The following is a 26,211-nucleotide window of genomic DNA, read 5'->3' on the forward strand; positions in this document are numbered from 1 at the left end:
CATGATCAGCAGTCGGAACATCGGCGTGGTGGCGGCGGTGGCCACGCTGCTGGCCGCCGCACCGCTGTCGGCCATCTTCCAGGGCTGGACGTGGTTGATCGAGTCCATCATCGCGGTCGCCGTGGTGGCCGGGGTGGCCGCGCTGACCCGACTCGTCCGGGCACCGCTGTGGGGTCAGGTGCTGGGCATGCTGGCCGGCCTGATGCTTGCCCTGACCTGGTTGTTCCCCAGCGGCGAGGAGCTGCTCGCGATCCTGCCGACCCCGGGCACATTCGCGTACTTCGGTGACCTGCTCGCCGGCTCCATGCAGGACATGCGTTCGTACGGGGTCGAGGTCCCGGACACTGACCCGCTGCTGTTCATCGCCGTCCTCGGCGTCGGTGCGGTCGCCGTGCTGGTGGACGTGCTGGCCGTGGGGTTGCGTCGGCCCGCCCTGGCCGGGCTGCCGATGCTCGCCATCTACTCGGTGCCGGTCGCCGTCTACGTCGACAGCGTCCCCGCGGTGCCGTTCGTGGTGGGCGCCGCCGGTTACCTCTGGCTGCTGGTCACCGACAACGTCGACCGCGTACGCCGCTTCGGGCGGCGGTTCACCGGTGACGGCCGCGACGTCGACGTGTGGGAGGCCTCCCCGCTGGCGTCCGCCGGCCGCCGGCTCGCGGCGGTCGGGGTGGCCCTGGCGGTGCTGCTGCCGTTGGCGGTGCCCGGCATGACCGGCGGGCTGCTCGACTCGCTCAGCCGAGGGTCGGGCAACGGCACCGGGAACGGGGGCGGCTCGGGTGGCACGTCGGGTCGGATCGACCTGTTCGCCTCGCTCGCCGGCCAGCTCAACCAGTCCCAGGTAGCCGACCTGGTGAAGGTGAAGACGTCCGAGCAGAACCCGTTCTACCTGCGCTACGCGGTCGCCGACGAGCTGCGCCCCAGCGGTTTCCAGGCGCGCAACCCCAGCGGCCGGTCGGTGAACCGGGACCTGCCGAACCCGGCCGAGAGGGCCGGCCCAGGCGTGCAGCAGGCCACCTACCAGGCGACGGTCGAGGTCACCAAGAGCCTCAGCATGTCGCTGATGCCGGTGTACGCCGAGCCGACCCGCACCGACGACCTCAGCGACAACTGGCTCTACGACACCAACCAGCAGGTGGTCTTCTCCAACCGGGAGAACTCCCGGGGCCGGAAGTACTCCTTCGACTACGTCCGCTCGACCTTCACGCAGGCGGCGTTGCGGGCCGCGCAGCCACTGCCGGCCGACCATCCCGTACGCCGCCAGATGACCGCCACCCCCGCGCCGGTGCCCGAGGTGGAGGAGCTGGTCAAGGGGTTGATCCAGGGCAAGCGCACGGACTACGACCGGGTGTTGGCGATCTACCAGCACTTCTCGGCGGACAACGGGTTCAGCTACCGGTTGAGCACCGAGAGCGGCAGCAGCGGTCAGGACATCGTCAACTTCCTGACCAACAAGGTCGGCTACTGCCAGCAGTACGCCGCCGCGATGGCCTGGCTGGTCCGCTCGGCCGGCATCCCGGCCCGGGTCGCGTTCGGGTTCACCAACGGCAGCAAGCGCGACGGTGACACCTACACGCTGACCAACCTCAATCTGCACGCCTGGACCGAGGTCTACTTCGACGGGGCCGGTTGGGTGCCGTTCGACGCCACCCCGGCGTACGGGGTGCCCGGCGCGACCCGGTCGCCCTGGGCGCCGGACAACGACGCACCGGAGACGCCCAGCCCGGACACTGAGGTCCCGACCACACCGACGGACCCGGGAGCCTCGGCCGGGCCCTCCAGCCCGGACAACGCCGACCGGGAAACCGACGAGGGGTTCGCAGCCGGTGGGACGACGCCGGACGAGCAGCCACCGGTCTGGCCCTGGTGGGCGGCGGGCCTGGTGGCACTGCTGGCGCTGCTCGCGGTGCCGGCACTGCGCCGGTTGGCGCTACGCCGCCGACGGGGTGGCCGCGAGGTGCGCGCGGCGGTGGCCTCCGCCAGTGTCGACGGCGACAGCGAGCCGGGGGCGCGACCGGTGGTGGTCAGTGTGGACGCCAGCCGGGCCCGCGCGGACGCGCACGCCGCCTGGGCGGAGCTGCTCGACACGCTGGTGGACTTCCGGGTCCCGGTCGATCCGACCGAGACGCCCCGGGCGACCGCGGACCGACTTGTCCGGGACGCTCTGGACGACGACGAGGCGATCGGGTCGGCGCGGCTGCTCGGCCGGGCGGAGGAGCGGGCCCGCTACGCGCGGGATCCGCTGACCGGTGAGCGGTTGTTGCCGGCGCTCCGCGCGGTCCGTGCGGCGCTCGCCACCCGGGCGGACCGACGGACCCGCCTGCTCGCCACGGTGCTGCCGCCCTCGGTGTTGCTGCGCTGGCGTACCACCCTGGCGGACAGGTCCGGCCGGATGGTGGCGTTCACCGGGCGGGCCCGGTACCGCCTGCTGCGGTGGAACCCTCGACGGATGCTGGCCGACCGGGCAGCTCGCTGACAGGGCAGTTCCCCGACTCGCTGACAAGGGCAGTTCCAGATCCGGGGCGGCGGCCACCACCGCCGCCCCACCTGTCTGCCCGCCTACGCTGCCGCCACCCAAGATCGTGCCCGATCCAGGAAAGAGGCCCCTCCCTGGCGCACGATGCCACTACATCCGGGATCGAGCACGATCATGCGGAAGGGTGGTCCTGCGGAGAGTGGTTAGCGGGGAAGAAGGGCGCGCGGATACGACGGAGGTCGCCGGTCGCCGGGGGCTGTGCCCGGCGACCGCTCGTCGCGGCGTACGGCCCGCCTCAGCGGCGGGACCGGCTCAGCGGTGCCCCTCCGGGCGCTGCCGCCACCTGTCCTCCATGCGGTCCAGGATCGACGACCGGCGACCGGATCGGCCACCGCGCGGACGACGGCGACTCGTCGTGCCGCCCACCACGTGCAGGTCGGGTGACTGCGCCCGCCGGTGCGACTGCACCGCGAACGCGGCCGACGCCAGCATGACGACAAAGCCCGCCACCGCCAGTGGTGGAGTCTTGATCACCGCGCCATAGACCAGTAGAGCCAAGCCAGCGATGATGACGCCGGCGGCGACGAGCAGGCGACGCCGCGCATGGAAGCGCGGATCGCTGGCGCGCACGGCCGAGGCGAATTTGGGGTCCTCGGCAAGCGACCGCTCGATCTGCTCGAACAGCCGCTGCTCGTGCTCCGAGAGCGGCACGGCACTCCTCCCCGGTCACGTTGGTCGGGCCCACTCGGGCCGACAGACCGTGGCAGCCATCCGGCTGCTTACCCGCAAGTCTACGAGGGGGGTCGCGCGTCGGAAAGCGGGACGACCTATGGGCGGGGTGGATTTTCGTTTCGACGGGGATCACGGTCGCCCATCAGACTGGCCGGACCTATGACGGACCGCCCGAAACGGGCAGCGGCGGCGTCCGCGGCAGCTTCCGCCTCGCGCCAGCCGCGCTCGGGGGCGCCGAGGGTGAGTTGCCGGGGAGCGCCCTTCGCCGGGGCGAGTCCTTCCACCCGGACACCGACGAGTCGGATCCGCTCGCCCGGGTCCAGGGCGGTGTAGAGCGCCCAGGCCGTGTCGAACATCTCACGGGCGGTGTCGGTGGGCACGTCGAGGGTGCGAGATCGGCTGACGGTGCGGAAGTCGGCCAGCCGGACCTTGAGCGAGACGGTGCGCCCCACCTGGCCGGAGCCGCGTAACCGGACGCCGACCTTAGCGCTGAGCGCGAGCAACGCGCGGCGGATCTCCAACGGGTCGGCCACGTCGACGTCGAAGGTCACCTCGGCGCCGATCGACTTGTCGACGTGCTCGGGGCTGACCCCGCGCGGGTCGCGACCCCAGGCCAGCTCATGCAGGTGCGACGCCGAGGCGGCACCGACGGCTCGACGGAGCATGCCCACCGGCGCCTCGGCGAGGTCGCCGACGGTGGCCAGGCCGAGCTTGCGCAGCGCCTCCGCGGCCCGCTCCCCCACCCCCCACAGGGCGTCCACCGGCAGCGGGTGCAGGAAGTCGAGCACCTGCGCCGGAGGCACGACCAGCAGGCCGTCCGGCTTGGCCCGGGTGGAACCCAGCTTGGCCACGAACTTGGTCGGCGCCACCCCGACCGAGCAGGTCAGCGCCTGCTCGTCGGCGACCCGGCGACGGATCAGCCGGGCGATGGTGGCCGGCGAACCGAAGAGCCGCCGGGCGCCGGTCACGTCGAGGAACGCCTCGTCGAGGGAGAGCGGCTCGACCAGCGGCGTGACGTCCCGGAAGATCTGCATGACGGCCCGGGAGGCGGCCGAGTACGCGGAGAAGTCCGGTGGCAGGTACACCGCGTGCGGGCAGCGGGCCCGGGCCTGGCTGGTCGGCATCGCGCTGCGTACGCCGTACCGGCGGGCCTCGTAACTGGCCGAGCTGACCACGCCGCGCGGGCCGACGCCGCCGACGATCACCGGCCGGCCACGCAGCTCGGGGCGGCGGCGCACCTCGACCGCGGCGAAGAAGGCGTCCATGTCGACGTGCAGGATCGGGCTGGCGGAGTCGTCGGCGTCCGGCCCGAAGCGCGGATCGTCGCCCCGGGGCAACGACTGACTGCGGCCCATCCCGGCAGGTTAACCCGGGGGTACGACACCACCATCGGCCAGTGGGCCGAACCGCCCCCGGGTCAGCCCCGGACGACCAGCAACGGCACTGTCAGCTCGGCGGCGGTGTCCGACCCGTGGTAGGCCACCAACTTCGACGCCATCGGCCGCTCGGTACGGCTGGCCATGACCGCGTACGTGTCGTTGCAGGTCACCACCACGTCGCCGACGCGGCCCAGGTGTTCCTCGGGCACCGGCCCGAACCAGCCGGTGGCCACCACCTCGTCGCGGGTGCGTACCCGGGCCGTGGCGCCCAGCACCGCCGACCAGGCGGCCAGCACGTCCTCGGTCGCGCCCGGCTCGGTGTGCAGGTAGCGGACCCGGGCCTCGCCGGCCACCAGCCGCACACCGGCCCGCAGCCGCGGATCGGTGTCCAGGTCGAAGCGGTGCGCGGCGGGAATGTCGAGCTGACCGTGGTCGGCGGTGACCAGCAACGCCGCGTCCGGGGGCAGCCCGTCGACCAGCCGGGCGAGCAGGGCGTCCACCTCGGCGGCGGCGACCCGCCAGGGCTCCGAGTCGACGCCGTAGACGTGGCCGTACCGGTCCAGGTCGGCGTGGTAACCGGAGACCAGGGTCGGCCCGGAGCCGGTGGCCAGCGCGGCCAGCATGGCGGCGGCCACCGCGTCTCCGCCGGCGGCGCCCCGGAAGTCGCCACCCCGGTTGGCGGCGACTGTCAACCCGCTGCCGCCGAACTCCGGCCGACTCACCACTGTCGTCGTCACCCCGGCGGCGCGGGCCCGCTCCAACTGGGTGGGCACCGGCTGCCAGCGCAGCGGCGACGGATCGGCGGCCCAGTCCGTGTGGGTGAGCACCCGATCGGTGCCGGGCACCCGGACGGTGAAGCCGAGCACCCCGTGCGCGCCCGGCGCGACACCGGTGCCCAGCGACACCAGGCTGGTCGGGGTGGTGGACGGGAAACCGGCGATCAGCGGGCGGGCCACCGTCGCGGCGAGCCCGGCGAGCGTCGGCGCGTACGGCGCCGCGGTCGGCAGCTGGTACCAGCCGAGCCCGTCGACCAGCAGTACGGCGATCCGGCGTACCCCGGCCAACGAGGGCACCAGCCCCAGCGGGTCGGTCGAGCCGGGCACCCCCAGCACGGCCAGCGCGCTGGGCAGCACGTCGGCGAGCCGGCCGTCGCCGTGCTGCGGCCCGAGGATCGCCAGCGGCGCCGGCACGTCACCGGCTTCGGCGGTCATGCCGGCCGGCGGGCGAACAGGTGCAGTTGGGCGGCCAGATCCCGGTACGGCGACTGGGCGGCCAGCGCACGTTCCAGCTCGACCAGGGCTGCGGGCTGACCGTCGGCGACAGCGGCCGGCAGCAGGTCGGCCAGCACGCGTACCCCGTGGATTTCCTCGACCACCAGCCCGGCGGCGCCGAGCAGCGCGGCGGCGCCCGGGGCGTCGTAGCGTCGGCGCAGCGTGTCGCGCGGCCCCGCGGTGCCGGCCGGATCGGCGGCCACCGCGGTGGCGACGTCCAGGTGCCCGTTCATCGCCCGGCCCAGCACTGCGGCGGCCCGGCCGGCCACCAGCACACTGGCCGCCCCGCCCGGGCGCAGCGCGCTGGCCAGCGCGGCCACCACCGGCGTCGGGTCGTCGACCACCTCCAGTACGGCGTGGCAGAGCACCAGATCGACGCCGGCCGGCTCGACCAGCCCGGCGAGGGCGTCGCCGTCGCCCTGCACGGCGACGATCCGGTCGGCCACCCCGGCCTCGGCGGCGCGGCGGGTGAGCGCGGCGAGCGCGTCGGGGCTGGCGTCGACGACGGTGACCCGATGCCCGGCGCGGGCCAGCGGAACGGCGAAACCGCCGGTGCCGCCGCCCACGTCCAGCACGGTGAGCTCGGCGTCGCCGCGCCGGTCCAGCTCGGCGCGGAGCACCGACCAGATCACGGCGGTGCGGGGTGTCAGCGGCGGCTCGGCGAACCGGCCTCGGGTCTGCTCCACCCGGCCGAGCCTAGTCACCCGGCCCGGTGGTGGCGCGGGCGTGTGGTGGGTGCGCCCACCACACGCCCGATCGGTGCGTGGTGCGGCGGGAGGTCAGGCCTCGGCACCCTCAGTCTCGTCCTCCGCCCGGGACCGGCGCTCGTTGGCCACCGGACCGTTGGTCACCTCGTACTCGCGGGGGTCGGCGAGGTGCGACGGCACCCAGCCGTTGCCCAGTCGGGTCCGCCGGGCGTTGGCGATTCCACCGGTGTACGCGTGATTTCCCGTCACTGTCGTTCCCCCTCACGGATCACGGGCCGCTCTGCCCGCTCGCAACGAGTCTCCCGCTCGGCGGCTCGGGAAACCGTAATGTGGATCACTGGATCAGCGGAAGTCACGGGACGCGGGGCTCACCGGCGGCTCGATGGCGTCCAGCCGGTCGGCGACCAGGTTGGTCACCCCCTCGTGCCGCTGCAACCGCCCCCGCACCACGAGCGCGGCGCTGGTGCGGGCCACCCGCCGGTAGCGCTGCCACAGCCCCGGCGAACAGGTGACGTTGAGCATCCCGGTCTCGTCCTCCAGGTTGAGGAAGGTGACCCCGCCCGCGGTCGCCGGGCGTTGCCGGTGGGTGACGATGCCACCGACCCGGATCCGTTGCCCCGGCTCCACCCGGCCGAGCCGGGCGATCGGCACCGCGCCGAGCACGTCGAGTTGCCCCCGGATGAACCGGGCCGGATGGCTCTCCGGCGACAGCCCGGTGGCCCACACGTCGGCGACCAGCCGGTCCACCGCCTCCAATCCGGGCAGCGTGGGCGCCGCCGCGCCGGTCACCGTGCCGGGCAACCGACCCGGCCGGTCCTGGGCCGCCGCGCCGGCCGCCCACAGCGCCTCCCGCCGGGTCAGCCCGAAACAGGCGAAGGCGTCCGCGGTGGCCAGCGCCTCCAGCTGCGCGGCGGTGAGACCGAGCCGCCGGGCCAGATCCGGCATGTCACGGTACGGCCCACCGGCGACCCGTTCGGCCTCGATCCGTTCGGCCACGTCGGCGCCGAGGGTCCGCACGCTGGACAGGCCGAGCCGGACGGCGGGGCCGCCCAGCCCCCAGGCGTGCGGCGGCTCCCCCGGCCCGCTGCCCCACCGGGTGTCCGGGGTGGACTCCAACACCGCCTTGGCCCCGCTGGCGTTGATGTCCGGACGGCGCACCTCCACCCCGTGCCGGCGGGCGTCGTCGACCAGGGTCTGCGGCGAGTAGAAGCCCATCGGCTGGGCGTTGAGCAGCGCGGCCAGGAACGGCGCCGGGTGGTAGCGCTTGAGCCAGGAACTGGCGTACACCAGGTAGGCGAAGCTCATCGCGTGGCTCTCCGGGAAGCCGTAACTGGCGAACGCGGTGAGCTTGCGGTAGACGTCGTCGGCCAGCTCACCGGTGATGCCCCGCTCGGCCATCCCGGCGTAGAGCCGCTCGGCGATCCGGGTCATCCGCTCGACCGACCGTTTGGCGCCCATCGCCCGGCGCAACTGGTCGGCCTCGGCCGCGTCGAAGCCGGCCAGGTCGATGGCGAGCTGCATCAGCTGCTCCTGGAACAACGGCACACCCAGGGTCTTCTCCAGGGCGTTACGCATCAGCGGGTGCGCGAAGGTCACCGGCTCCTGACCGTTCTTGCGCCGGATGAACGGGTGCACCGAACCACCCTGGATCGGGCCGGGCCGGATCAGCGCCACCTCGACCACCAGGTCGTAGAACTCGCGGGGCTTGAGCCGGGGCAGGGTGGCCATCTGGGCGCGGCTCTCCACCTGGAACACCCCGACCGAGTCGGCCCGGCAGAGCATGTCGTAGACCTCCGGGTCGTCCAGGGTCATGTCACCCAGGTCGAGACTCTCGCCGATCATGTCGTAGCCGTAGTGCAGGGCGGAGAGCATGCCCAGGCCGAGCAGGTCGAACTTGACCAGGCCCACCGCCGCGCAGTCGTCCTTGTCCCACTGCAGGACGCTGCGCCCGGGCATCCGCCCCCACTCCACCGGACAGACCTCGATCACCGGCCGGTCGCAGATCACCATGCCACCGGAGTGGATGCCCAGGTGCCGCGGGAACGTCTGCAACTCGTTGGCGTACTCCACCACCTGCTCGGGGATATTCTCCACATCGACGGTGGCCACCGAGCCCCACCTGTCGATCTGCTTGCTCCAGGCGTCCTGCTGCCCCGGCGAGTAGCCGAAGGCCTTGGCCACGTCCCGCACCGCCGAGCGGGGCCGGTAGGAGATGACGTTGGCGACCTGGGCGGCGTGCTCCCGGCCGTAGCGGGTGTAGACGTGCTGGATCACCTCCTCCCGACGGTCGGACTCGATGTCCACGTCGATGTCCGGTGGGCCGTCGCGTTCCGGGGCGAGGAACCGCTCGAAGAGCAGCCGGTGCCGCACCGCGTCCACATTGGTGATCCGCAAGGCGTAGCAGACCGCCGAGTTGGCCGCCGAGCCCCGGCCCTGGCAGTAGATGTCCTGGTCACGGCAGAACCTGACGATGTCGTAGACCACCAGGAAGTAGCCGGGGAACCCCAGCTCCTCGATCATGTTCAGTTCGTGGTCGAGCTGCGCGTACGCCGCCGGGTGCGCCTGCGGCGGCCCGTAGCGTTCGTGCGCCCCGTCAGCGGTGAGCTTGCGCAGCCAGCTCATCTCGGTGTGCCCCGGTGGCACCGGGTACGCCGGCAGCTGCGGCGCGACGAGTTGCAGGTCGAAGGCCAACTCGGCGCCGAACTCGGCGGCCCGCGCCACCGCACCCGGGTACGCGGCGAACCGGGCCGCCATCTCCGCGCCGCTGCGCAGGTGGGCGGTCGCCGCCGCGGGCAGCCACCCGTCGATCTCGTCCAGGCTGCGTCGGGCCCGCACCGCGGCGACGGTGGTGGCCAGCCGCCGCCGGCCAGGGCTGGCGTAGTGCACGTTGTTGCTGGCCACCGTCGGCAACCCGGCCGCCGCGGCCAGCTCGGCGAGCGCGTCGTTGCGGTCGGCGTCGACGGGGTGGCCGTGGTCGGTCAGCTCCACCGCCACCGTCTCCGCGCCGAAGAGCGCGGTCAGCCGGTCCAACTCGCGGGCCGCCGCGTCCACCCCCTCGGTGAGCAGCGCCCCCGGCACGTGCCCCTTGCGGCAGCCGGTCAGCACCAGCACGTGGTCCTTCAGCTCGGCGGCGACCTCTTCCAGCTCCCCGTAGACCGGGCGGCCCTTCTCCCCGCCGCGTAGCTGGGCGCGGGCGATGGTGGTCGCCAGCCGGGCGTATCCCTCGTGGCCGTGCGCGAGCACCAGCAGGTGCGCGCCCTGCGGGTCGGGCTCGCCGTTCTGCGGACCGGGCAGGTCGAGGGACAACTCCGCGCCGAAGATGGTCGGCAGGCCCAGCGTGCGGGCCGCCTCGGCGAAGCGGACCACCCCGTAGAAGCCGTCGTGGTCGGTGACGGCGAGCGCGGTGAGCCCCAGCCGGGCCGCCTCCTCGGCCAACTCCTCCGGGTGACTGGCGCCGTCGAGGAAGCTGAAGTTGGTGTGCGCGTGCAGCTCCGCGTAGGGCACCACGCCGTCGGGGCGGGTCAGCTCCGGCGGCTGGTACTGCTCACGGCGGCGGCTCCAGGCCGGGGAGTCACCACCATCGGCGTCCACGGCGAGCGGGTCCACCACGTGCAGGTGCCGCTCACCTCTGCTCCCGCGGTTGCCACCCGCCCGGGTGTCACCGGCCCGGCCGGAGAGCACGCGCTCCAGCTCCGACCAGGGCATCTTCGGGTTGTGAAAGCTCATCCGGCCGCTCCGGCCGCGCTGCTCGGCCCGGTACTGCTCGGCCGAGGGACGCTGGGCGACCGGGTCGACGACGGACACGACGGCGGTCGCCCCGCCGGCGGCGAGAGGTGCGATGAGCGTGATGACTCACCGGCATCTTGATGCCGGTGAGTCATCACGCTCATCAGGACATCTGTCCCCCGGCCAGCGCGGAGCCAACCGACGCCGGGCAGGGATCGACCTGACTCAGTCATAGATCGCCTCCACCAACCACTGCCCCGACTCCACGGCCAGCAGCAGGGCAGCACCGTCGGCCAGGCTGACCTGGAACCGGGCCCGGCGGCGGGCCTCGGCCGGCGCCCACCAGCGCTCGTCCACCGGCCACGGCCCGGCCCAACCCACGATCTCCGCTGGCTGACCGGTGCCGACCACCAGTCGGGCGGGCGCGGCGCTCACCGCCAACCGCGCGCTGATCACCACCGGCTCGCCAGCGGCGTCGTGCACGGTCGCGGCGAGCGGACTGGGCAGCACCACGGCGGGCGCGGGCGGCGGCAGCCGGCCCGGCCACGGCGGGGTGCCCTCACCAGCCCTCGCGCCGGCCGCCGGGCCGGGCCGGGCCGGGAGTCGTTCGTCGCCCCACGGCACCAGTCGCACCTGGTCGGCCGGGGAACGCCCACCACCGAGCACCGCCGTGACCACCGCTTCCGGGCCGAGGATGCCCTGCACCCGGCTCAACGCCCGGTGCGCGCGTTCCCGCTCCTCGCCGGTCTCCCCCCAGAGACCGGCCTGCAGACCGGCCTGGGCGATCACCCCGTCCGGGACCAGTCGCAGCCGGATGATGCCGGCGGTCGGCCGGGCCGCGCGGGCACCGGCACGACCGTTGCTGCCGGAGAGCCACCCGTCGAGCTGCCAGCGCACCCGGTCGGCGATGGCCGCGGCGGTGAGCAGGCCATCGTGCCGCCACACCCGGTGCAGCTCCTGCCCGTGCTCGGTGACCGCCTCGATGCCGAGCCGGGTGCAGGCCAGCCCGTGCCCGGCCAGCCGCTCGTGCAGCTGCTCGGCCAACGCCCGGGCCACGAACGCCGCCGCGTCCACCCGGTCGATCGGCTCGTCGTGCTCCGAGGTCACCGTCAGGTCGGCCGGCGGCTGTCGGACGGCGAGTGGGCGGTGGTCCCGCCCGGCGGCCAGCCGATGGGCCAGCGCACCGTCGAACCCGAACCGGGCCAGCACGTCGCCGGCCGGCAGCGCGGCGAAGTCGCCGAGGGTACGCACCCCCAGCCGGCGCAGCAGGTCGGCCAGCGCCGACCGGCCGAGCGCCTCGACCGGCAACCCGGCCAGGAACTCCGGTGTCCCGCCCGGGGCCACCACCCGGCCGGCGCGAGCGGCCAACCCGGCCGCGAACACCCCGTCGGCGATGCCGACCTGGCTCTCCACCAGGCAGGACTGGGCCACGTGCTCGATGATCCGCTCAGCGGCCGCCTCCTCGCCGCCGAGGTAACGGCTCGGCCCCCGGGCGGCCACCGCGCAGGCGCCCGGACGGACCACCTCGACGCCGGCCACCAGTTCCTCCACCGCGGCGACCACCGGCTCGAACGCCCGGGCGTCCCGACCCGGGTCGTACTCCACGACGGTGAGTTGGGGGCAGCGGCCCTGCGCCTCCCGTTTGCGCAGGCCCCGACGCACCCCCTCGGCGCGGGCCCGCTCGGAGCAGGCGACCACCCGGTTGGCGTGCAGCACGGCGACCGGGCCGGTCGCCGGCACCCCGTCGACGATCTCGGCGGCGAGCACCGGCCAGTCCGGGCACCACAGCAGCAGGGTCCGTGCCGGCGCGCCGGTCATCCCCGACCGACCAGGGCGAGCGGCGCGGCCGACCGGCCCACGGGCGACGGCGGCGTACGAGGGATCACCCGGGTCAACTCGTCGCCCGGCAGCCAGACCTTGATCTCCTTGGGTCGGGCGGCCGCCCCGCGCCCGCGCGCCGAGACGGTGATCTCCCGGCGGCGCAACCGCCCCCGGCCCAGCCCGAGCCCCTCCCAGACACCACGGACCACCTGCAACGTCACGTCCGCGCCGTCCCACCGGCCGTACGGGACGAGCACACTGCCGCGCTGCCGGGCCCGGGCGGCCAACCGGGTGGCGACGGAGGCGGAAACCGTCGCCGGCACTGTGGTGACCACGACGTCCACCCCGTCGATCAGCGCGGCCACGACGGTGGCCCACTCCGGGCCGGGGTTCGGCACCAGGGCCAACCGGTCCAGGGCGATGCCCAGCTCAGCGGCCGCGCCCGCGCCGAACGTCGGCACCCCGACCACGGCACACCACGAGCCGGCCCGGGACGCCGCGGCGAGCAGGGCCAACATCAGTGAGGTGCCGCCGCTGCGGCTGGGCTGGCCGGCGGCGACCGCGATGGTGCTGCCCCGGCGCAGGCCCCGGTTGGGCAGCAGACCGGTCAACTCGGGCACCACCGGCAGCACCCGGTGGCCACCGACCGGGTCGGGTGCGCTCGCCGGGCGCACCAGATCGGCCAGCGCGGCGGAACCGACCACCATGCGGCCCGCCATTGGACCAACTCCCCCGTCGTTGCTGTGGATCAGATCAGGACCGGCACGCCGTGCCACCGGCCGCCCGGCTCCCCCCGCAGGGCGGCCGGTGGCACGACGGGATCAGGCGGCGAGGCCGTCCAGAGCCGGTTGGTGGGCCACGCCGAGCGCGGCTTCCACCACCGTGACGAACTGTTCGGCAGCGCGGAGCAGATCGTCGGCCTCCCGGGCGCTGACCACCCGGGGGATGCCGGCCTCGGCGGCGGCACGCTTGCTGGCCCCCGCTGCGAAGAACCGGGACCACTCGTCGAGCTCTGGAGCGACCGCGCAGAGGAGGACCCAGACGCTGGTGATCCGGTTGCGCCGACTCGGCGCGGGCCGGGCCCGGGCGGCGAGCAGGGCCGCCGCCGCGCGCAGGGCGGCCAGGTGGGCAGCCGCGTAGCGCAGGCCGTCAGGTCGGGTCTGGCCGGCCTCGACCAGCCCACGGCGGGCCAACATGAGGAGCTGGGCGGGGGTGCGATGCGGCAGCACGTGTGCCGGCACCGTCGGTGCCTGAGCCGGGTTGGTCGGCATGGGTGTCTCTCCTCCACGTGGCCGAGACGTCACTGCGGCGGCTGCTGCCACCGACGAGACGCCGAGGTCGGGGTGGTGCGGAGGAAGACGCACCGGGTGTGGCCGGCCGGGTGTGGATGCTTCCCCACACCACACCCGGCCGGCGGACCGGCGGGTGCGTCGCCCGCCGCCCGGGGGTCGTGGGCGGCGGACGACGCTCCTGCCTGTTGGGACCAGGCTCGCGACTGCCCGGAAACCCAGGTGCGGCCCGCGGAGCCGCACCGCCCGGAGGTGGCGCCGCGAAACGCCGCGCTCCGGCTGGTTGGAACGGGCGTTCGAGGCAATCGAACACTCGTTCTAACTACTGCTGACAGTACACCTCCCCTCCGACGAAAATGCAACGTGTGACGCGCTGAGCGTGCCGGCCGAATGAACCCACCCCGGCGAACCGGGAAGAATGACGACATGCAGCCACACCCGAACGTACGAGCGGTGCAGGACGCGCTCACCGCCGCCGGCACGCGCGACGGCACCGGCGAGCCCAGCCTGGTCCGTCTGCTGCCCGACGCGGTGCACACCGCCTCGGCGGCCGCCGAGGCGCTCGACGTCGAGGTCGGTCAGATCGCCAACTCCCTGATCTTCGACGCGGACGACACGCCACTGCTCGTGCTCACCTCCGGCGCGCACCGGGTCGACACCGCCGGCCTGGCGGCATCGATCGGCGTCACCCGGCTGCGCCGGGCCACCCCGGAGTTCGTCCGGACCCACACCGGACAGCCGATCGGCGGGGTCGCCCCCCTCGGGCACCCGCACCCGCTGCGCACCCTGGTGGACACGGCGCTGGCGGCGTACCCGGAGATCTGGGCCGCGGGTGGCGTACCCCAGGCGGTTTTTCCGACCACCTACACCGAACTGCTGCGGGTCACCGCCGGCACCCCGGCCGAGGTGGCGTGAGCGAGCGGAGCGTGCTGACCAACCAGTCCGGCAGCGCGGTCCCGGAGCTGGTCACGCTGCACGTGTGGCGGACCTCCCGCGGCGCGCTGCCCCGGGCGCTGACCCGGATGGCGCTGGACCCACGCCGGCTGCGCGCCCTCCCGGGCGCCCGGTTCGGCAAGCTGCTGGGCACCGGGACCGGCACCGACTTCGGGCCGAGGGACGCCGACCTGACCCGGTGGGCGGCGCTGACCGTCTGGGACTCCCCCGCCGCGGCGGCCGACTTCGACGACTCGTCGGTCGGACGGGCCTGGGCACGCATCGCCCACGCCCAGGCCCGGATCGACCTGCGCCCACTGACCAGCCGGGGCGAGTGGTCCGGCCAGCGGCCGTTCGGTGACCCGTCGGGCGGCCGGGTCACCGGCCCGGTGCTGGCACTGACCCGGGCCCGGCTGCGGGCCCGCCGGGCCGCCACCTTCTGGCGGGCGATCCCACCGGTGGCCGCCGCCCTGCGCGACGCGCCCGGGCTGCTGGCCCGGTTCGGGGTCGGCGAGGCACCGTTGGGCTGGCAGGGCACGGTGAGCGTGTGGCGCGACCCGACGGACCTGGTGGCGTTCGCGTACCGTCACCCGGAGCATCGGGCGGCGATCATGCGAACCCCCACCGCGGGCTGGTACGCCGAGGAGCTGTTCGCCCGGTTCGAGGTGCGCGACGTGGTCGGCGACCGGTCGGTGCTCGGGTGGGCCGCCGATGGTGGCCCGGAAACGGTGAAGGGTGGACGGGCATGAGGTTGGTGCGCTGGACGCCGGACGATCTCGTCCGGCGGCTGGACGACGTGGTGGCCGTCTACGGCGAGGCGATGGGATACCGCACCGACCTGCTGGAGGCCCGGCGCGGTTACATCGCCACCCACGTTCGCCGGCCGGGTTTCCGGGCGGTCGCCAGCCTGACCAGCGAGGGGCACCTCGCCGGCTTCGGCTACGGCTATCTGGGCGCCTCCGGTCAGTGGTGGCACGACCAGGTGCACCGCGCGCTGGACGCCCCGACCCGTACGCGCTGGCTCACCCACTGCTTCGAGGTGGTCGAGCTGCACGTCCGGCCACCGGCGCAGGGGCACGGCCTGGGCACCGGTCAGCTGCGCGCCCTGCTCGGCATGGCGGAGGGCGACACCACGCTGCTGTCCACCCCGGAGGCTGACGAGCAGACCTCGCGGGCCTGGCGGCTGTACCGACGGTTCGGCTTCGTCGACGTGCTGCGCGACTTCCACTTCCCCGGCGACGAGCGGCCGTTCGGTGTGCTCGGTCGGGATCTGCCGCTCGACCCGCCGGCGTCATGACCCGACGGATCTCCTGGACACTGCTCGCCGTCCTGGTGCTCGCCCAGATCTGCTACCCGCTCACCACCGGCGACACCCGGGCCGGGCTCACCGTGGCCACCGTCGTCCTCGGCTGGCTGCTCTCGGTCGGCCACGCGCTGCTCAGCCGGGGCCCACGGGTGGCGGCGGCGCTGGTCGCGGTGGCCACCGGCGGCGGGTTCGCGATCGAGGCGATCGGGGTGGCCACCGGCGTGCCGTTCGGCAGCTACGACTACTCCGGGGAGCTGGGCCCCAAGCTGGCCGGGGTGCCACTGATCATTCCGCTGGCCTGGACCTGGATGGCCTGGCCGGCGTGGCTGGCAGCGGTCCGACTGACCGGCGGCAACGCCGCAACGGCCGACGGCGGCGCACTGACCGCCGGCGGCAGCGGGTCGACGGTGGGGCGGTGGGTGGGGCGGATCGCGCTGGCCACTGTGGGGCTGGCCGCCTGGGACCTCTTCCTGGACCCGCAGATGGTGGCCGAGGGCTACTGGGTCTGGCGCGACGCCACCCCGGCGTTGCCCGGCCTGGCCGGCATCCCGGTCAGCAACTACCTGGGCTGGCTGCTCTTCGCGGTGCTGATGATGAGCGCGCTGCGCCCGCTGGCCGGCCGGGCCGTCGAACACACCGACCGGCGGGACCACCCGATGGTCGCGCTGTACCTGTGGACGTACTTCTCCAGCATCCTGGCCCACGCGGTCTTCCTCGACCTGCCCGCATCGGCGCTCTGGGGCGCCGCCGGCATGGCGGTGACCGCCGTACCGCTCACGGTGACCTTCCTACGTGCCCACCGGGGCGGTGACCCCGGTCGGGAGGCCCACCAGCCGCACCGCCCCGGCGTCGACGCGACCCGATGACCGTCCTGCTCGGCCTGCTGATCGCCGTCGCCGCGTTGACCGGACACACCTGGCTCAACGCCGCCCGGTGGCTGCGCCGGCCCACCGACCGGCCGGACGCCGTCGACGAGCCGGTGGCCGTGCTGCTGCCGCTGCGCGACGAGGCCACCCGGGTCACACCCTGCCTGCGCGCCCTGCTCGCCCAACGCGGCGTACCCGGGCTGCGCATCGTGGTCCTCGACGACGGGTCCACCGATGGCACCGCCGACGTGGTCCGCGCGGTGGTCGGCGACGACCCCCGGGTCACGCTGCTCAGCGGCGTCGCCCCGCCGCCGGGCTGGCTGGGCAAGCCGCACGCCTGCTGGCAGCTGGCCACCCGGGCCGACCCGGACGCCACCGCGCTGGTCTTCGTCGACGCCGACGTGGTGCTCGCCCCGCACGCCGTGGCCGCGGCCGTCACCGAGTTGCGCGCCGCCCGGGTGACGTTGCTGTCGCCGTACCCCCGGATCGTGGTGGCGACGGCGGCCGACCGGTTGGTGCAGCCGCTGTTGCAGTGGCTCTGGCTCACCTTCCTGCCGCTGCGCGCGATGGAACGCTCACCGCGGCCGTCGCTGGCCGCGGCGGGCGGGCAGTTCCTGGTGGTGGACCGGGCCGGCTACACCGCCGCCGGCGGGCACGCCGCGGTCGCCGACCGGATCCTGGAGGATGTCGAGCTGGCCCGGGCGGTCAAGCGGGCCGGCGGGCGGATCGCCCTGGCCGACGGCTCCCGGCTGGCCACCTGCCGGATGTACGACGACTGGCCGCAACTGCGCGACGGGTACTCGAAGTCGCTCTGGGCGTCGTTCGGGCACCCGGGCGCGGCGGCGGCCGTGGTGGCGGCGCTGCTGCTGCTCTACACCGCCCCGCCACTGGTGGCGCTGGCTGGCGTGGTGGCCGGCGCGCCCGGGGTGGCCGCCGTGGGCCTGGCCGGCTACCTGCTGGGGGTGGCCGGGCGGGTGCTCACCGCCCGCGCGACAGGTGGCCGATGGTGGCCCGACGCGCTCGCACACCCCGTGTCGGTCGTGGTCCTCGGTTGGCTGACAGTGCGGTCGTACCATCTGCGAAAGCGACGCCGCCTGACCTGGCGGGGTCGCCCGGTCAGCTAGGAGGACGCGGTATGGCGCGGATCGTGGTCGTCGGCGCCGGGGTGGGTGGCCTCGCCACCGCCGCCCGGCTGGCCGCCACCGGGCACCAGGTGACCGTCTTCGAGCGGGCCGACACGGTCGGCGGCAAGCTCGGCCGGTACGCGCACGACACACCGGCCGGGTCGTTCCACTTCGACACCGGGCCGAGCCTGCTCACCCTGCCCGAGGTCTTCCACGACCTGTTCGAGGCGACCGGGGCGAAGCTCGACGAGTACCTGGACCTGGTCGGCCTGGACCCGATCGTCCGGCACGTCTTCCCCGGCGGCGGCCCGGCACTGGACTCGTGCGCCGACCCGGTGGAGTTCGCCAGCCGGATCGGCGCCGCCTTCGGCGACCGGGCGGCGGCCGACTGGCAGCGGTTGTGGCGTCGGGCCGCTCGGGTGTGGAACGCCTCCTCGCGGGACATCCTGCGCCGTACCGTCGACTCCCCCCGCGACCTCGCGTCGCTGGCCTGGCGCGTCGGCGACCTGGCCGCCATCGCCCCGGGCCGCACCCTGCGCGGCCTGGGCCGCCGGCACCTGTCCGACCCGCGGCTGCGGATGATGCTGGACCGGTACGCCACCTACACCGGCGCCGACCCACGTCGGGCACCCGCGGCGCTGGTCGCGGTCCCCTACGCCGAGTTGGCCTTCGGTGGCTGGTACCTGCGCGGCGGGCTGGGCACGCTCGCCGACGCGCTGCTGACCCGTTGCCTGGACCTCGGCGTGGTCGTGCAGACCGACGCCACTGTCACCCGGATCGACGCCACCGGCGGCCGGGTGCACGGGGTACGCCTCGCCGGAGTCGCCGCCCCGGTGCCCGCCGACGTGGTGGTGGCCAACGTGGACGCGATCACCGTCTACCGTGACCTGCTGCCGCACCCGGGTCGGCTGGCCGCGCTGACCGACCGCAGCCTCGCCGGTTTCGTGTTGCTGCTCGGCGTCTCCGGCAGCACCGGGCTGGCCCACCACAACGTCTTCTTCCCCGACGACTACGACGCCGAGTTCGACGCGGTCTTCGGTGACCCCGGGCGCGGGGTGCGGGCCCGGCCGGCGGCCGACCCGACGGTGTTCGTCACGGTGGCCGACGACCCGATGGTCCGCCCCGCCGGACACGAGGCGTGGTTCGTGCTGGTCAACGCCGCTCGGCAGGGCACCGCGGCGGGAGCTGTCGACTGGCGACGTCCGGGGCTGGCCGACGCGTACGCCGACCGGATCCTGGACGTGCTGGCGCGGCGCGGTGTGGACGTCCGCGACCGGTTGCTGTTCCGTGAGATCCGTACCCCCGCCGACCTGGACGTGGCGACCGGCGCGCCAGGTGGCTCGATCTACGGCACCGCCGGTGGGCTGCTCCGCCCGGCCAACCGGGGCCCGGCGAACGGGCTGTGGCTGGTGGGTGGCTCCACCCACCCGGGCGGCGGGTTGCCGATGGTGACCCTCTCCGCGCAGATCGTCGCCGACGAGATCGGCCCCGCCTGGTAGACCGTGCTCAATCGGCGTCGAGCAGGGCGCGCCGGATGCTGGAGAGCAGTTGCCCCAGGCCGAACCCGGCCAGCAGCACCCAGACCGCTGTCGCCATGGTGATGGTGCCGGCGGCCAGGTCCGGCTCGATCAGCCCGGCCAGCCCGGCGACCAGCAAGCCGGCCAGCGCCACCGAGACCCGGGTGGGGCGTTCGCCCACTGTCACCGCACCGATCTCCCGCATACCGGCGGCGACCGCCCGCGCCCGGACGTACTCGTGCAGCCAGGACAACGCGCCGCCCGCGACGACCAGCCCACCTGGTGCGCCCACCAGCCAGAACGCCAGCAGCCACGCCACCTCACCGAGCCGATCGGCGACCGAGTCGTAGACGTAGCCCAACCGGGTGGTGCGGCCGGTGGCGACCGCCACCGCACCGTCCACGCTGTCCGCCACGGCGGCGAGCAGCACGAACAGCGCACCGAGGAACGGCCCGTCCCCCGGCCGGCTCACCAGCAACGGTACGCAGAAGCAGAGCAGCACTCCGGCCACGGTGACCGCGGTGGGGCTGACCCGCAGTCGGCCCAGCACATATCCGACGTGGTACGCGAATCGCAGCCAGGCACGCACCACCGGCGCCGCGACCCGAGGGTCGAACCCGCCGTGCAGTCGCGCCCACGCCGTGGCGTACTGATCCCAGTTCAGCTGTGTGCCCACCACGGATCAACCGTCGCGCCGGGCAACAGGTGTCGCAGGCGCAGTGTTCACACGCGCGCGCCGGCTTTCAGGTTCTGCCAGACCTCACGGGTCGCCGTGGACCGGTTGAGGGTGATGAAGTGGATTCCCGGCACGCCCTCGTCCAGCAGTCGGCGGCACATCTCGCTGGCCTGCTCGATGCCGAGCCGGCGGACGGCGTCCGGGTCGTCGGCGACGCGCTCGAAGCGGGCCGCCAACGCCGGCGGGAACGGCGCACCGGACAGCTGCACGGACCGTTCGATGGTGCCGATCTGGGTCACCGGCATCACCCCGGCCAGGATCGGGGTGTCACAGCCGGCGGCGGCCACCCGGTCGCGTAACCGCAGGTAGTCGTCGGCGTCGAAGAACATCTGGGTGATCGCGAACTCCGCGCCGGCTCGACACTTACGGACGAACTGGGCGGTGTCGCTGGCCACGTCGGGCGAGCGCGGGTGCTTGTACGGGAAGGCCGCCACGCCGACGCTGAAGTCACCGGCGTCACGCACCAACCGGACCAGGTCCTCGGCGTAGTCCACCCCCTCGGGGTGGCGGATCCACTCGCCGCTCGGGTTGCCCGGAGGGTCACCCCGAACGGCCAGCACGTTGCGCACCCCCACCCCGGCGAGCCGGCCGACCACGTGCCGCAGCTCGGCGACCGAGTGGTTGACCGCGGTCAGGTGGGCCATCGGCAGCAGGGTGGTCTCGGTGGCGATCCGCTCGGTCACCGCCACGGTGGTGTCCCGGGTCGAGCCGCCCGCGCCGTACGTGATCGACACGAACGACGGGCGCAGCGACTCCAGCTCGCGGATGGCCTGCCAGAGCAGCAGCTCCCCCGCCTCGGTCTTGGGCGGGAAGAACTCGAACGAGAAGGTCGGCTGGTGCTCACGGATGAGCTCCCCGATCGCCGGCTGCGGATTGGGGAGTGTCGAGGGAAGACCGAGCGCCACGCTCCGACTCTAGCGGTCGACGCCAACAGGACCCAGGCCCTTCCCATCCAGCGGCCGACGCCGCCCGGTCCGCCGACCCGGTGGCCGGTGTCGGTCGGGCGCTCACCTGGTTGGCGAGGTCGCCTGATCCGCGCCGAGCCGGCGGGCGGAAAGGCGTCGTACCTCCGGGGTAGAAATTGGCGGTGCGGGAGGGGCGGCGGGGGTGGCCCCGGGGTCCCGTGCGGGGGTCAGCAACCGAGCGATGACGCCGGTCCCGTCCGGTCGGGCGGGTCGGGCGCCACCGCACCGACTCCCGCCAGGAGGACCCATGATCCCGCCCGCCTCGCCGCGCTGCACGCAGCTCGGGCCGCTGCTGGCCCGGTGCCGACTGGCCCGGGGCTGGAGCCAGCAGCGAGCCGCCGCCGAGTTGTGCGCCGCCGCCGGGGTGCCGACGCTGAGTCGGCACGAGATCTCCCGGTGGGAGCGCCAGCGTCGCGTGCCGGGCGGGTTCTGGCTGGGCTGGCTCGCCGTCGTCCTGGACGTGCCGCTGGTGACGCTCGCCGAGGCCGCCGCTGCCACCCGCCGGGCCGGCTCGACGCGGGCCACCGGGCCGGGCCGCGCCACCGGGCCGGGACGCGCCACGCCGCGCGGCGTACGACCGGCTGGGCGAACGGGTCCCGGCCGCACCACGCGTGGCGGTGGAGCACGAACGATGACGACCGGCTAGCGTCGGGGCGTGACCCACGCTGCTCCCGTCTCCCCCGTCGACCGCAACGGCCTGCGGGAGCGGGTCGACAAGGCTCTCACCGAGTTCCTGGCCGGCCAACGTGTCCGGCTCGCCGCCGTGGACGACGCGCTGATTCCGGTGGCCGAGGCGATCGAGGCGTTCGTGCTCGGTGGCGGCAAGCGGCTGCGTCCGGCATTCGCGTACTGGGGGTTCCGGGGTGCCGGCGGGGTGGACAGCGACCAGGTGATCACCGCCCTGGCCGCGCTGGAGTTCGTCCAGGCCAGCGCCCTGATTCACGACGACCTGATGGACCGTTCCGACACCCGTCGCGGCGAGCCCGCGGTCCACCGGAGGTTCGCCACCCGGCACCGGGAGGCCGGCTGGGGCGGCGACCCGGACGGTTTCGGCGACGCCGCGGCCATCCTGCTCGGCGACCTCTGCCTGGTCTGGTCCGATGAGCTGCTGCACTCCGCGGGTCTGGACCTGTGGGCGTTGGCCCGGGCCCGGCCGGTCTTCGACGAGATGCGCACCGAGGTCACCGTCGGGCAGTATCTCGACGTGCTGACGCAGGTCACCGGGGACACCTCGGTGCAACGGGCCAGCAAGGTCGCCCGGTTCAAGTCCGCGAAGTACACCGTCGAACGTCCGTTGCTGCTCGGGGCCGCGCTGGCCGACGCGCCCGAGGACGTGCGGGCGGCCTACTCGGCGTACGGGCTGCCGTTGGGTGAGGCGTTTCAGCTCCGCGACGACGTGCTGGGGGTTTTCGGTGACCCGGTGCTGACCGGCAAGCCGGCCGGCGACGATCTGCGCGAGGGCAAACGCACCTATCTGGTGGCGGCGGCGGTGGAGGCCACCGACGACGCGGGCCGCGAGTTGCTGCTCGGCCGGCTCGGCGACCAGGAGCTGGACGAGCAGGGGGTGACCCTGCTCCGCGAGGTGATCTCGGGGAGCGGGGCGCTGGCCCGCACCGAACAGCGGATCACCACACTCACCGACGCCGCCCTGACCGCGCTGACCGCCGTCGACCTCGACACCGAGGCCCGCCAGGCCCTGGTCGACCTGGCCATAGCCGCAACCCGCCGCACCGACTAAACCCCTGCCCCACCCCCACCTGCCCCTGCCCCCACCCCCAGGGTTGATCATGAGGTTAGCGACCTCCGCCTCGGCGTGTCGCGCCGCTAACCTCATGATCAACTCGGGGGAAGCGGGGTGGGGGCCGGGCGGGGCCGGGCGGGGCAGGGTGGGGCGGGGGCAGGGTGGGGTTAGAAGCCTTGGGCTTGGGCTCGGCGTTTTACCTCGCGGGCCTGATCGCCGGAGAGGGCGGCGGCCGGGGTGGAGCCGGGCAGGGTGTCGTCCGGCTCGTAGAGCCAGCGCAGGGCGGCCTCGTCGTCGTAGCCGTTGTCGGCGAGCAGGTTGAGCACACCGGGCAGGTGCTTGAGCACGGTCTGGTTGGCAACCAGGTCCGCCGGGATGCGGCGGACGCCGTCGCGGCGGACCGCCAACAGCTCCCGGTCACGGATCATCTGGTGCACCTTGCTGATCGACACGTCGAGGCGTTCCGCGACGTCGGGCAGGGTCAACCAGCCGGCCGGGTCGGTGGGTCCGGCGAGCTCCAGGCCGGGCGCGGCCTGATCGGGTACGGGTTCGGTCACCCGACCACCCTGCCACGCCGCCGCCGCGACGAGCCACCGGCACCCCGGGCGACCCGTCGGCACCCGCTCTCGTGAGCACCCCTGACCAGCGAACAAGGGGCACACCGCGCGGCCGGACGGCCCGGGCCGGCGTACGGCTGTAGCATCCTGTTCATCCTTAGCCCCCTGGACACATAGACTCCCTGCCGATGGACACTCAGGTCGCCGACACGTTGCTGGGCTCGCTGATCGACGGGCGCTACCGCATTCGCGGTCGCGTGGCCCGTGGTGGCATGGCGACCGTGTACACCGCCACGGACGAGCGCCTTGAGCGCACCGTCGCTGTCAAGATCATTCACCCGACCCAGGCGAGCGAGGCGCGCGCCAGGATCGCCAACTTCGTGGCCCGGTTCACCGACGAGGCGAAGACGATCGCCCGGCTGACCCACCCGAACGTGGTGGCGGTCTACGACCAGGGCACCCACGCCGGTCTGCCGTACCTGGTGATGGAGTACGTCCGTGGCCGCACGCTGCGCGACGTGCTGGCCGAGCGCCGCCGACTCAACCCGGACGAGGCGCTGGCCATCACCGAGCAGATGCTCGCCGCGATCGCCGCCGCGCACCGGGCGGGTCTCGTACACCGCGACGTCAAACCGGAGAACGTGCTGGTCGCCGAGGCGCCCACCGGTGGCGTCGCCAACCTGGTCGACAGCGTCGTGAAGGTGGCCGACTTCGGGTTGGCCCGGGCGGTCGAGGCGAGCGCCGACGAGGAGCAGGGCAACCAACTGATGGCCACCGTGGCGTACGTCGCCCCGGAACTGGTCACCGAGGGCCGCGCCGATCCGCGCACCGACGTCTACTCGGCCGGCATCGTGCTGTTCGAGATGCTCACGGGCCGGGTGCCGTACGACGGGGACCGCCCGGTGGACGTCGCCTGGCAGCACGTCGACCGGGACGTGCCGGCGCCCTCGACGCTGGTGCCGGGCCTGCCGTCGGTCCTCGACGACCTGGTGCAGCGGGCCACCCGGCGTGACCCCGGCGCCCGGCCCGCGGACGCCGGCGCTCTGCTGGCCGAGGTGCAGGTTGCCCGGGATCGGCTGGGCGACGCCAACAGCCACACCGCCGTGCTCCGCCCGGTCAGCGACGAACCGTTGCTCTCCCAGCCGACCATGATGGTCGCGACGGTCCAGCCGCCCAACCGCCCGTCCTGGGCACGGCTGCCCGAGGGGGCCAGCAGCCAGGGGCCGGGTCGGCGTCGGGCCGCCCCGGAGCCCGCCGAGGGCCTGGGCGCCCGGCTCGCCGCGCTGCGCACCACGGTGCTGAACCACCCGCGTGGCCGACTGGCCGTCGCGGCCGTGGTGGTGACGCTGGGGCTGGTGGCCGCGATCGGTGGTTGGTGGTTCGGCGTCGGTCGCTACACGGACGCTCCGCAGCTGGTGAGCCTGAGCAAGGCCGAGGCGCAGGCACAGGCCGACCGCGCTGGGCTCGTCCTCGAGTACGCCGAGCCGCGCTTCGACGAGAAGGCCCCGAAGGACAGCGTGCTGGGGCAGGATCCGGCGTCCGCAACCAAGATCGTCAAGGGTGGCACGATCACCCTGACCCTCTCGCTGGGCCCGGAGCGTTTCCCCGTACCGGACGTGATCGGCAAGGAGTTCGAGCTCGCCGAGGCGGACCTGCTCAACGCGAAGCTGGTGGTGGCCAAGGGCACCCCCCGCTACGACGACAGCCTGCCGGCCGGCGTCGTGGTGGAGAGTTCCCCCAAGGTGGGCGCCGAGGTCAAGCCAGGGACGAAGGTCACCCTCATTCTGAGCCGGGGCAGGGCGCCGGTGACGGTGCCGAACCTGGTCGGCAAGAGCCTGACCGAGGCCCGGACGACCCTGGCCCAGCTCAACCTGGTGCTGGTGGAGAACTACAAGGACTCCGACAAACCGAGGGACGAGATCCTCGGGCAGAGCCCGGCCGATGGCGCCGGCGTGGAGAAGGGCACCCAGGTCAAGTTGGACGTCAGCAAGGGGCCGCCGCTGATCGCCATGCCGCGGGTGGTGGACCTGCCCTGCCAGCAGGCCAAGCAGGCGCTGGAGGGCCAGGGCTTCCCGGTGACGGTGGCGATCAACCCGAACGCCGTGGTCCGGATCCAGATCCCGGGCGAGAACCAGCAGGTGGCTCCGGGCACCCCGGTCACCCTGACGTGCTTCTGATGCCGACGATCTCGCGGCCGGTGGGCACGCACACTCCGACCTCGGGTGGGCTGGCGAAGGCCGCCCTGCCGTACGCCGACGTGACGGGTGCGCAGGTGGTGCAGGTCTACGTCTCCAATTCGCGAGGCTGGGCACTGCCCAACGGCGACCCCGGGCAGGACGCCCTGTTCCGCGACGGTTGCGCCGAGCGGGGCATTCCCGCGTTCATCCACGCCGCGCTGCTGGTCAATCTCGGCTCGCCCACCCCGGCCACCGTGGAGAAGTCGGCCCAGACGCTGGCGCACGCGCTGCGTCGGGGGGTGGCGATCGGCGCGCGCGGGGTGGTGTTCCACGCGGGCAGTTCGGTGGACGAGGGGCACGCCGAGGCGGCGATGCGACAGGTTCGCGAGGTGTTGCTGCCGTTGCTCGACTGGACCGCCGACGCTGGCGGGCCGATGTTGCTGGTCGAGCCGAGCGCGGGTGGAGGCCGGTCACTCGCCTCCCGGGTGGAGCAGCTCGGGCCCTACCTGGACGCGGTGGACCGGCACCCCATGCTCGGGGTCTGCTTCGACACCTGCCACGCCTGGGCGGCCGGTCACGACCTGGCGGCCGAGGGCGGCATGACGGCGACCCTGGACACCCTGGTGGCCACTGTCGGTGCGGACCGGCTGCGGCTGGTCCACGCCAACGACTCGAAGGATCTGTGCGGTTCCACCCGGGATCGGCACGAGAACATCGGCAAGGGCACCATCGGTGAGCCGGCCTTCGCCGAGCTGATGGCCCACCCGGCCACCGCCGGCGTCCCGACCGTCGTGGAAACCCCCAGCGAGAAGCACGTGGGCCACGCCGCCGACATCACCACCCTCACCCGCCTGACCCCCCAGTAACCCCCACCTGACCCACCGGGAACCC

General features: G+C 74.0%; 23 protein-coding genes. 11 read left to right on the top strand and 12 right to left on the bottom strand.

What is annotated here, in order from left to right; genetic code table 11:
• The first annotated feature begins 1 nt into the window (after nt 1).
• Nucleotides 2-2,473: a transglutaminase TgpA family protein gene (locus AB0C03_RS11950; protein ID WP_357636416.1), complete on the top strand. Its 2,472-nt coding sequence runs from the start codon at nt 2-4 to the stop codon at nt 2,471-2,473.
• Nucleotides 2,474-2,785: 312 nt separating this feature from the next.
• On the opposite strand, the gene AB0C03_RS11955 is transcribed toward AB0C03_RS11950, so the two are convergent.
• The 9 genes from AB0C03_RS11955 to AB0C03_RS11995 all read right to left on the bottom strand — a co-directional run bounded on the left by AB0C03_RS11955 (nt 2,786) and on the right by AB0C03_RS11995 (nt 13,380).
• A complete protein-coding gene (locus tag AB0C03_RS11955) occupies nt 2,786-3,184 on the bottom strand; it encodes an SCO2097 family morphological protein (RefSeq protein ID WP_030334542.1) in 399 nt (132 codons plus the stop codon).
• A gap of 116 nt (nt 3,185-3,300) precedes the next feature.
• Entirely contained in the window at nt 3,301-4,560 is a 1,260-nt protein-coding gene (locus AB0C03_RS11960) for a DNA polymerase IV (protein WP_210866145.1), read from the bottom strand.
• 62 nt (nt 4,561-4,622) lie between these two features.
• Nucleotides 4,623-5,795 (bottom strand): alkaline phosphatase family protein, encoded by a 1,173-nt coding sequence (locus AB0C03_RS11965; RefSeq protein ID WP_210866144.1) that lies wholly within the window; start codon nt 5,793-5,795, stop codon nt 4,623-4,625.
• Complete coding sequence (locus AB0C03_RS11970) at nt 5,792-6,559, bottom strand: methyltransferase domain-containing protein (RefSeq protein ID WP_030334547.1); 768 nt, start codon at nt 6,557-6,559, stop codon at nt 5,792-5,794. Before AB0C03_RS11970 ends, AB0C03_RS11965 begins: the two co-directional genes overlap by 4 nt.
• Before the next feature lie 75 nt (nt 6,560-6,634).
• Nucleotides 6,635-6,811, bottom strand: a complete 177-nt coding sequence (locus AB0C03_RS11975) for a hypothetical protein (protein WP_167337320.1) — start codon at nt 6,809-6,811, stop codon at nt 6,635-6,637.
• Between the two features lie 93 nt (nt 6,812-6,904).
• Nucleotides 6,905-10,288, bottom strand: coding sequence for an error-prone DNA polymerase (locus AB0C03_RS11980; protein WP_210861683.1), 3,384 nt, complete (start codon nt 10,286-10,288; stop codon nt 6,905-6,907).
• Nucleotides 10,289-10,513: 225 nt separating this feature from the next.
• Entirely contained in the window at nt 10,514-12,106 is a 1,593-nt protein-coding gene (locus AB0C03_RS11985) for a DNA polymerase Y family protein (protein WP_357636422.1), read from the bottom strand.
• Nucleotides 12,103-12,828, bottom strand: coding sequence for a DnaE2-dependent mutagenesis accessory factor ImuA' (imuA', locus tag AB0C03_RS11990; RefSeq protein WP_030334553.1), 726 nt, complete (start codon nt 12,826-12,828; stop codon nt 12,103-12,105). The genes AB0C03_RS11985 and imuA' overlap by 4 nt, the downstream gene beginning before the upstream one ends.
• 102 nt (nt 12,829-12,930) lie before the next feature.
• Entirely contained in the window at nt 12,931-13,380 is a 450-nt protein-coding gene (locus tag AB0C03_RS11995; RefSeq protein ID WP_030334555.1) for an SAV_6107 family HEPN domain-containing protein, read from the bottom strand.
• A gap of 444 nt (nt 13,381-13,824) precedes the next feature.
• On the opposite strand from AB0C03_RS11995, the gene AB0C03_RS12000 reads away from it, so the two are divergent.
• From AB0C03_RS12000 to AB0C03_RS12025, 6 genes are read left to right on the top strand one after another with little or no spacing between them, the layout of a single operon-like run.
• On the top strand, nt 13,825-14,313 hold the full coding sequence (locus AB0C03_RS12000; RefSeq protein WP_357636426.1) for a YbaK/EbsC family protein: 489 nt from the start codon (nt 13,825-13,827) through the stop codon (nt 14,311-14,313).
• 11 nt (nt 14,314-14,324) lie between these two features.
• Nucleotides 14,325-15,080, top strand: a complete 756-nt coding sequence (locus AB0C03_RS12005) for a monooxygenase (RefSeq protein WP_030334559.1) — start codon at nt 14,325-14,327, stop codon at nt 15,078-15,080.
• Complete coding sequence (locus AB0C03_RS12010) at nt 15,077-15,628, top strand: GNAT family N-acetyltransferase (protein WP_030334560.1); 552 nt, start codon at nt 15,077-15,079, stop codon at nt 15,626-15,628. The genes AB0C03_RS12005 and AB0C03_RS12010 overlap by 4 nt, the downstream gene beginning before the upstream one ends.
• Entirely contained in the window at nt 15,625-16,503 is an 879-nt protein-coding gene (locus AB0C03_RS12015; protein ID WP_357636431.1) for a carotenoid biosynthesis protein, read from the top strand. Before AB0C03_RS12010 ends, AB0C03_RS12015 begins: the two co-directional genes overlap by 4 nt.
• Complete coding sequence (locus tag AB0C03_RS12020) at nt 16,500-17,627, top strand: glycosyltransferase family 2 protein (RefSeq protein WP_357636434.1); 1,128 nt, start codon at nt 16,500-16,502, stop codon at nt 17,625-17,627. Before AB0C03_RS12015 ends, AB0C03_RS12020 begins: the two co-directional genes overlap by 4 nt.
• Nucleotides 17,628-17,638: 11 nt before the next feature.
• A complete protein-coding gene (locus tag AB0C03_RS12025) occupies nt 17,639-19,126 on the top strand; it encodes a phytoene desaturase family protein (protein WP_030334566.1) in 1,488 nt (495 codons plus the stop codon).
• A 7-nt stretch (nt 19,127-19,133) separates the two neighbouring features.
• On the opposite strand, the gene AB0C03_RS12030 is transcribed toward AB0C03_RS12025, so the two are convergent.
• Together AB0C03_RS12030 and metF are read right to left on the bottom strand one after the other, a co-directional pair.
• Complete coding sequence (locus AB0C03_RS12030; RefSeq protein WP_030334567.1) at nt 19,134-19,823, bottom strand: CDP-alcohol phosphatidyltransferase family protein; 690 nt, start codon at nt 19,821-19,823, stop codon at nt 19,134-19,136.
• Between the two features lie 44 nt (nt 19,824-19,867).
• Nucleotides 19,868-20,785: a methylenetetrahydrofolate reductase [NAD(P)H] gene (gene metF, locus AB0C03_RS12035; protein WP_030334570.1), complete on the bottom strand. Its 918-nt coding sequence runs from the start codon at nt 20,783-20,785 to the stop codon at nt 19,868-19,870.
• Between the two features lie 307 nt (nt 20,786-21,092).
• Between metF and AB0C03_RS12040 the strand changes: the two genes are divergently transcribed.
• On the top strand, nt 21,093-21,491 hold the full coding sequence (locus tag AB0C03_RS12040; RefSeq protein ID WP_051708666.1) for a helix-turn-helix domain-containing protein: 399 nt from the start codon (nt 21,093-21,095) through the stop codon (nt 21,489-21,491).
• A gap of 9 nt (nt 21,492-21,500) precedes the next feature.
• Entirely contained in the window at nt 21,501-22,583 is a 1,083-nt protein-coding gene (locus tag AB0C03_RS12045) for a polyprenyl synthetase family protein (protein ID WP_357636438.1), read from the top strand.
• 170 nt (nt 22,584-22,753) lie between these two features.
• Here AB0C03_RS12045 and AB0C03_RS12050 read toward each other — a convergent pair whose 3' ends face one another.
• Nucleotides 22,754-23,143, bottom strand: coding sequence for an Rv2175c family DNA-binding protein (locus tag AB0C03_RS12050; protein ID WP_030337695.1), 390 nt, complete (start codon nt 23,141-23,143; stop codon nt 22,754-22,756).
• Nucleotides 23,144-23,331: 188 nt separating this feature from the next.
• On the opposite strand from AB0C03_RS12050, the gene pknB reads away from it, so the two are divergent.
• On the top strand, nt 23,332-25,320 hold the full coding sequence (pknB, locus tag AB0C03_RS12055; protein ID WP_030337696.1) for a Stk1 family PASTA domain-containing Ser/Thr kinase: 1,989 nt from the start codon (nt 23,332-23,334) through the stop codon (nt 25,318-25,320).
• Complete coding sequence (locus AB0C03_RS12060) at nt 25,320-26,186, top strand: deoxyribonuclease IV (RefSeq protein ID WP_030337697.1); 867 nt, start codon at nt 25,320-25,322, stop codon at nt 26,184-26,186. Before pknB ends, AB0C03_RS12060 begins: the two co-directional genes overlap by 1 nt.
• Nucleotides 26,187-26,211: the final 25 nt, after the last annotated feature.

The sequence above is a fragment of the Micromonospora parva genome (genome assembly GCF_040649675.1).
GTDB lineage: Bacteria > Actinomycetota > Actinomycetes > Mycobacteriales > Micromonosporaceae > Micromonospora > Micromonospora parva.

What these genes read in the sequence shown, in the direction of transcription:
- pknB (WP_030337696.1), top strand. Translation starts at nt 23,332, where the DNA reads ATGGACACTCAGGTCGCCGACACGTTGCTGGGCTCGCTGATCGACGGG.
- AB0C03_RS11980 (WP_210861683.1), bottom strand. Translation starts at nt 10,288, where the DNA reads ATGAGCTTTCACAACCCGAAGATGCCCTGGTCGGAGCTGGAGCGCGTG.
- AB0C03_RS11965 (WP_210866144.1), bottom strand. Translation starts at nt 5,795, where the DNA reads ATGACCGCCGAAGCCGGTGACGTGCCGGCGCCGCTGGCGATCCTCGGG.
- AB0C03_RS11950 (WP_357636416.1), top strand. Translation starts at nt 2, where the DNA reads ATGATCAGCAGTCGGAACATCGGCGTGGTGGCGGCGGTGGCCACGCTG.
- AB0C03_RS12010 (WP_030334560.1), top strand. Translation starts at nt 15,077, where the DNA reads ATGAGGTTGGTGCGCTGGACGCCGGACGATCTCGTCCGGCGGCTGGAC.
- AB0C03_RS11995 (WP_030334555.1), bottom strand. Translation starts at nt 13,380, where the DNA reads ATGCCGACCAACCCGGCTCAGGCACCGACGGTGCCGGCACACGTGCTG.
- AB0C03_RS12015 (WP_357636431.1), top strand. Translation starts at nt 15,625, where the DNA reads ATGACCCGACGGATCTCCTGGACACTGCTCGCCGTCCTGGTGCTCGCC.
- AB0C03_RS12020 (WP_357636434.1), top strand. Translation starts at nt 16,500, where the DNA reads ATGACCGTCCTGCTCGGCCTGCTGATCGCCGTCGCCGCGTTGACCGGA.
- AB0C03_RS11960 (WP_210866145.1), bottom strand. Translation starts at nt 4,560, where the DNA reads ATGGGCCGCAGTCAGTCGTTGCCCCGGGGCGACGATCCGCGCTTCGGG.
- AB0C03_RS12060 (WP_030337697.1), top strand. Translation starts at nt 25,320, where the DNA reads ATGCCGACGATCTCGCGGCCGGTGGGCACGCACACTCCGACCTCGGGT.
- AB0C03_RS12040 (WP_051708666.1), top strand. Translation starts at nt 21,093, where the DNA reads ATGATCCCGCCCGCCTCGCCGCGCTGCACGCAGCTCGGGCCGCTGCTG.
- imuA' (WP_030334553.1), bottom strand. Translation starts at nt 12,828, where the DNA reads ATGGCGGGCCGCATGGTGGTCGGTTCCGCCGCGCTGGCCGATCTGGTG.
- AB0C03_RS11985 (WP_357636422.1), bottom strand. Translation starts at nt 12,106, where the DNA reads ATGACCGGCGCGCCGGCACGGACCCTGCTGCTGTGGTGCCCGGACTGG.
- AB0C03_RS12000 (WP_357636426.1), top strand. Translation starts at nt 13,825, where the DNA reads ATGCAGCCACACCCGAACGTACGAGCGGTGCAGGACGCGCTCACCGCC.
- AB0C03_RS12025 (WP_030334566.1), top strand. Translation starts at nt 17,639, where the DNA reads ATGGCGCGGATCGTGGTCGTCGGCGCCGGGGTGGGTGGCCTCGCCACC.